The sequence below is a fragment of the Chryseobacterium sp. MP_3.2 genome (genome assembly GCF_035984805.1).
Classification (GTDB): domain Bacteria; phylum Bacteroidota; class Bacteroidia; order Flavobacteriales; family Weeksellaceae; genus Kaistella.
In genome coordinates, this window is record NZ_JAXCHW010000018.1 from 1 (window position 1) to 6,060 (window position 6,060).

Here is a 6,060-nt window from a genome sequence, read left to right on the forward strand (position 1 = left end):
AGGCGAATCGATGCGTAAAAAAAGAGGAATAAATAAAGCCGAAAATTAATTATATTTGAATACAAATTAGCGCATGAAAAACAGTCGTTTTACCAAAAAAAAGAGGTGGTCAATTTAAACCGAATTTACATGGTCACTTTAAACCGAATCTAGGTGGTCAATTACACCGAACTTTGCAACCTGTGCGAGAAACTTATTATAAAGGCAATCAAAGATATGATGAAGTTTTTCCTAAATATGCTTTAATGAGTTCTCATGCTGGTAGAAGAACTTTTATTTGTAATGCTTTATCACTCGGAATACCACCACAAGTTGTAATGAAATGGACTGGTCATAGCGATTATTCTGCGATGAAACCATATATAGATATTGCGGATCAAACGAAGATAAATGCGATGGAGAAGTTTAATATGTTATAAAACTTAATGAGCAATCGGATATTTTCAAATAGTGTAATCTTACCCAAAAATACCAATCATTTTTGACCACCTTATATAAAATCATAGCATTCGTTTCATAATTGGTTTTTTAACGAAACTAATACGAAATACGAATAATGAGACATGTTTTGTAGACTCCCCATTTTCAGTACGGTTCAAAAATAGAATTTTTTCTTGATAATTTGGTGCTGTTGTTATCGGATGTGGGAAAGTGGTCAGGAAAAGCGCTGGCCGTAGCGGTGGCTTGCTGTCCACTTTTCCACATCACAGGTGATAATCCGCCTAGTGAGTCATGTGGTCTTTCGTGGTTATAATCTGTAACCCATTCCTGCGTCACACTCCTTACATCATCCAGACTTTCAAAAATATAGGCGTCCAGGATTTGCTCCCTGTAGGTTTTATTAAAGCGTTCGATATAGGCATTCTGCGTGGGTTTTCCCGGCTGAATGTAAGCAAATGTTATTTCATTAAGCGTGCTCCACACTGCAGCAATATTGGCAACGAACTCCGGACCGTTATCCATACGTATCTTCTTGGGTTTACCATATCTGTTCACCAGATGATTCAATATCCACATCACCCGCGAACTTTTCAAACTGTAGTCTACCTCAATATGCAGGATTTCCCTGTTATAATCATCAATCACATTAAAACTGCGGAATTTCCTTCCATTGGACAGAACATCGCTCATAAAGTCAATGCTCCAGGTATGGGTAAAAATTTTAGGCACTTCCAATGGCACTTCAACTCTTGCAGGAAGACGTTTCTTGACCTTGCGCCGCAAAGGAAGTTTCATTTCCTTATAAATCCTGTGAAGTCGTTTATGATTGATTTTCCCGCCCCGGTTACGCAAGCGATAATAGTACTTCCAGAAGCCTTCGCGCGGGTAATCCTGCGTGAGTTGTTCCAATTCCATCATTACCGTAGAATCATCTTTGATTGAGCGGTAGTGAAAACTGCTTCTACTTAATTGAAGTATGCGTAAAGCCTTGCCGGAATCCTTCGGTTGAAGTTCCTTGATCTCCCTCAAGATCTCGCGTTTCCGACAAGGCTTTAGAGCTTTTTTTCGATAATATATTTAGCAACATCGAGTTCCATCGCCAGATTGGCGTACATCCGTTTAAGCCGGGCGTTTTCCTCTTCCAATTCTTTTACCCTCTTAAGCTCACTGGCTTCCATTCCGTTATACCTTTGACGCCATTTATACAACGTTGCGGTGCTGATTCCGTTTTCTCTGGCCAATTCTTCGGCACTACGACCACCGGTAAACTCCTTTAAAATTCCTGCGATCTTGGCAGGACTGAAAATGCTTTTTTTCATGATAATAATTACGATTTAAAGTTAATAATTTTTATACTTTTGAATCGTACTGTTTTCGGGGGAGCTTACAACTTTTCTATTTTTCTATTGAATGGATTTATATATTTTTCTGTAACTAAGGTTGTATCTTTTTCGATTTCTAAAGCTAAATTTATTTTATATGGTATATTATATCTTTTTTTAGAGTTTGCGTCCAACTCGTATTTGCCAACTAATTTTTCAAAAGGAAGTTCTTCTGATGGATCGGCAGGTATAAAATTATCATACGCTTGTGTTTGTTGTATTATAGATATTGCTTTTGATGATAAATACGCTACGATTAATACTAAAAAAATAACTATTATTAATGTGCGTACAATATTATTTTTCATTTTTTAGAATTTATGGGGTTACGGTATGGGTTTCTTTCCAACCAAATGTCTCAGCAATTGCACCTCTTATATGAATACCCGTTCCTCTTGGTTTGTCATTTAGAATACTATCATTATTTGGGTTATTGTCTTGATTATTCTACCACCTTGTTCCAGATTCCTAATTATTTTATTTTTTCATAATACAAGTTATACTCATATTCAGAATCATCATTAGGACTTTTTAAACGTAAATAAAAATATGTTTTTTCACCTTTTTTAAAACCACTTGTTCCTCCATGATATTGTGAACTATCTGGATATTTTTTTAGTATTAATATGTTTTTATATGAAGGATAAGTTGTGAATTTATCTTTGAAATTTTTTGATTTTATTGCCTTATCATGATAAAAATAATTAAATATAAATGTAGAATCTGCTTTTATCTCTAATGTTAATGTATCTCCTTTTTTAAGGTTAAGATATTTATAATCATCTATACCATATTCTTTATTTTTGTAAGGGATATAAATGTATCTACCAACCGCCTCTTTTAAAGGAATATAATAATCTGGCAAAGCATCAGGATATTCATTTTGGTTGTTTGAGCTTGATATTATAAATGAGAAAAGCTTAAATGCTAAAAAGCAAATATTAATAGCAAATACAAAAAATATTATTTTTAATATGTTACTATTTCTGTCCATGTGTAGGTGTTTTTTAAATTGCCTCCTAAATGTAAACCATCATGTATTCGCTTATCTTTGATTACTCCAATTGTTCCTTCTTTAGTTTGAACGAATCTCGTAGCGGATTCCCATCCTAATATATTTGAGATAAAAAATTTAATAACAGCTACATTTCCAGATTTTGAAATCACTGTGGCTTTTGTATCATAAGATCCTAACATCTGGATCCCAATATTCTTATCAGAAAGTGTGGCATAAAGTTCTGCAAAATCATATTTAAAATATCTATTCATAGTATTCCCTTCGTTAAATGCACCATTGAGTAGCCCTTTTTTAATATCGGATAACATACTTGGATTTCCTTTGGGAAAATTATATACCGCATTAGTATCAGGATTGTAAATATTACTTCCATTTATAACATTAGAATCCCAAGTGAAATTAATTTTATCATTCGGAAAAGTAGGGCGAGAAAGTTCAAACAGCCAAATTTTAAATAAATCATCCCAGTTCATGGTATCTTTATTTATGTTGGTTGATTGCTTTATTTCATTTCTTAATTCATCAATATAAATGTTTAGAACCACTATTGATACAGTATTATTAACATACGGATTTCCTATTATTTCGTCATAGAATGTTTTCACAACTTTTGCACCACTATGTATATTGTCAGCAAAAGCATTTTTTATGTTTTGCTTTATTTTCTGCCAATTCGGCCAATTTATTTCTAGCTGATTTAATGTATTATTGGAATTGGCAACTTTCAAATCATACATAATATTTGATAAATCTCCGGCAAAAGTAACGTCAAATGAATTGTTATAATCTAACGCTCCCTCTATAAACCAACTCGCAAACTGTGTCCACGTTGTTTTTGGATTAATATTTAAAAATTGTAAAAAAAGTGCAAAATATTTTTCCTTTGTAAAATCTTCATAATCCTTCGCAAACTCCTTACTCGCAAATACCAATCCGTTTTGGGAATAGACAAAAATAGGATTGTCGCTTCCTTTTATTAGTGATTTGCCATCATCATCTAAACCTTGTGTTTTTATTTCATATTTTCTGAAATCTATACCATATTTATCTGTAAAGGGAGAGTTTTCAAGTTCTTCCAAATAAATATAACGATGGTGAAAATCCGTAAAGCCAGTAATATTTTTAAGTTCAGAAAATTCTGTTTTTGTAATCCCAAAACAGATTAAATCTTCTATTGCTCCTGTAGAATTTTTATTTTGGATAATGTCTAAAACTTTAACTTCTTCATAAACATTTGATGAAACAGTTTCTTGCAAAATGTTTACATTAAGCGAAATTCGTGAGGATAGAAAAGAGGTTTTATTGAAATTTCCTTCCAAATCAAAGCCATTATTGCTATTTATTGTGTTGTTGAAAAATTTTCCTATTCGTTCATTTTTAAAAACGGCTTTTGTATAGAACAAAATTCGTGAAGCATCCCAATAAACTCCAGCCTCGGCTCCGTAACTAAATTTGATATCAATATTCGGAAGTATTCCTTTGCTGAATAGATTTTCCGAAAAAATCAAATGCTGAAACTCATTATTATTATCAGCGATTTTATCCAAATTTATAGGGCAAAAAATAGCATTGAAAGTTGGTTGACTTTTCAAAGATGCATTTCGATGATGAGTTGTATTCTCTTGCCTGTAATAATATAATTTCGCATAATAGGATACATTTTTTATATCTGTCAATGGGAATTTAAGAGCAATATCCTTGCTCCAATCTGTAGGATTTTCATTTAATAGTTTCGTATCATCAATAAAGCAAGAGTTGTTATAATTATCGTATAATTCTCTGTTTTCAGAAAACAGAATGGGTTTTAAGTTGTCATCTATACGCAGGTTTAGATTTATTTTATCTTTATTAGGTGAATCAAGAATTAATATTGGCCAAGAATCGGTTTCATAAGTCAAAGATTCGCCTTCCATTTTTATATTTTTATTGTTTACATCTTTATAGTTTTTATAGAAATTGTAGGAATAACCATTTTCACTTCTGATATCAAGATAAACCTTGTTTCTATTGTGGAATTTATCCAATAGTTCATTATAAAGTTCGGCTTGCTTTTTATTTTCGATGGTTTTAGTATTCGCCAAAAAAACTGAAATATTAACTCCAACATCATAATGCAAACCAAAAAAAGCACATGGATCAATATACGATAACGCAAGTTCTTGTTTTGCTCTTTTTTCAAAACCTGTTAAACCTGAAACATCTATTACGTGATTTTGTTTTCTTAAATACTCTAAATTGATTTGATTATTGAATGATGGTATTTCCAAATTATCATTTTCTAAAATGACTTCAAAACCAATTTTTTTATTTGCTTCAAAGTTCCCAATCCATTCTCCTTCTTTTACGTAAATTGGAAATGTATTTGATTGGGAATTATTAAATATTTTTTCAATTTCTAAATCATTTAATAAATCGTTGTCATACCCAAAACTTCCGAGAGTTGGGTCAGGATAATCGGGTAAATCAAAATCAATTCTAAGGCCGGCTACTTCTTGCCATATTCTTTTCAAAAAAGAATTTTCTGGCGCTTGAGAATTGGGAATAATTTTGTCATTTATAAACAAACTGTCTTTTGAAACTCCTCTGTAAATATAATATTTCACAGAACTTAATGAAATATTTAAACTTTTTCTTGGTTTTAGCATAATATTTACTAAACCTTCATCAATTGTAGATTGTTGAATGATGATCATTCCATCTTGGCAAGCAAAAGTTTTAGCTTTTGTTGTGAGTTGAAATTCAGTTGTTACTTTAAACAAATTTTGATTAATGTCTTCGATTCCAAAACTATCCGCGATGCTTTGCTCTGTTAATTGTAAATTGTCGATAAAGAAATGCATAATTTTGTTTTATAATCACTTAATCTCTAAAATCAAGATAAAAATTCTTTACCCATTTAGATTCGATACTTATTTTCGACCATCCATTTTCTTCTTCATAGACAAAAATTTCGGTTCCTTTGGAAAGTATTCCCAATTTTGGGAAGTCAGCTCCCGCTCCTGAACGGACATTAAGAATGTCTGTATTAACCAACGCTCTTTTTACTCCTCTTGTATAAACGGAAGAAACCCAATGTTGTGAAGAAGATGAGATTTTGTACCATTTATTCTTTTCTTGATATACCTGCAAAGTTCGGTGTAATTGACCACCTAGATTCGGTTTAAAGTGACCATGTAAATTCGGTTTAAATTGACCACCTCTTTTTTGTGGTAAAACGAC

The 6,060-nt window shown here is 32.0% G+C and carries 4 protein-coding genes and 2 pseudogenes; 1 reads left to right on the forward strand and 5 read right to left on the reverse strand.

Features of this window, described 5'->3' with window-relative positions; translation table 11 throughout:
* Positions 1–176: 176 nt before the first annotated feature.
* Positions 177–419, forward strand: a pseudogene (locus RCH13_RS13840) (hypothetical protein); the annotation flags it as partial.
* 280 nt (positions 420–699) lie between these two features.
* Here RCH13_RS13840 and RCH13_RS13845 read toward each other — a convergent pair.
* The 5 genes and pseudogenes from RCH13_RS13845 to RCH13_RS13865 form a co-directional block, all read right to left on the reverse strand.
* Positions 700–1,760: pseudogene (locus RCH13_RS13845) on the reverse strand (IS3 family transposase); the annotation flags it as partial.
* Positions 1,761–1,825: 65 nt separating this feature from the next.
* Entirely contained in the window at positions 1,826–2,131 is a 306-nt protein-coding gene (locus RCH13_RS13850) for a hypothetical protein (RefSeq protein ID WP_326987845.1), read from the reverse strand.
* A gap of 164 nt (positions 2,132–2,295) precedes the next feature.
* On the reverse strand, positions 2,296–2,817 hold the full coding sequence (locus tag RCH13_RS13855; protein ID WP_326987846.1) for a hypothetical protein: 522 nt from the start codon (positions 2,815–2,817) through the stop codon (positions 2,296–2,298).
* Complete coding sequence (locus RCH13_RS13860; protein ID WP_326987847.1) at positions 2,793–5,681, reverse strand: hypothetical protein; 2,889 nt, start codon at positions 5,679–5,681, stop codon at positions 2,793–2,795. The genes RCH13_RS13855 and RCH13_RS13860 overlap by 25 nt, the downstream gene beginning before the upstream one ends.
* Positions 5,682–5,700: 19 nt before the next feature.
* Positions 5,701–6,060 (reverse strand): SH3 domain-containing protein (locus RCH13_RS13865; RefSeq protein ID WP_326987848.1); only part of this gene is annotated, 360 nt, incomplete at its 5' end.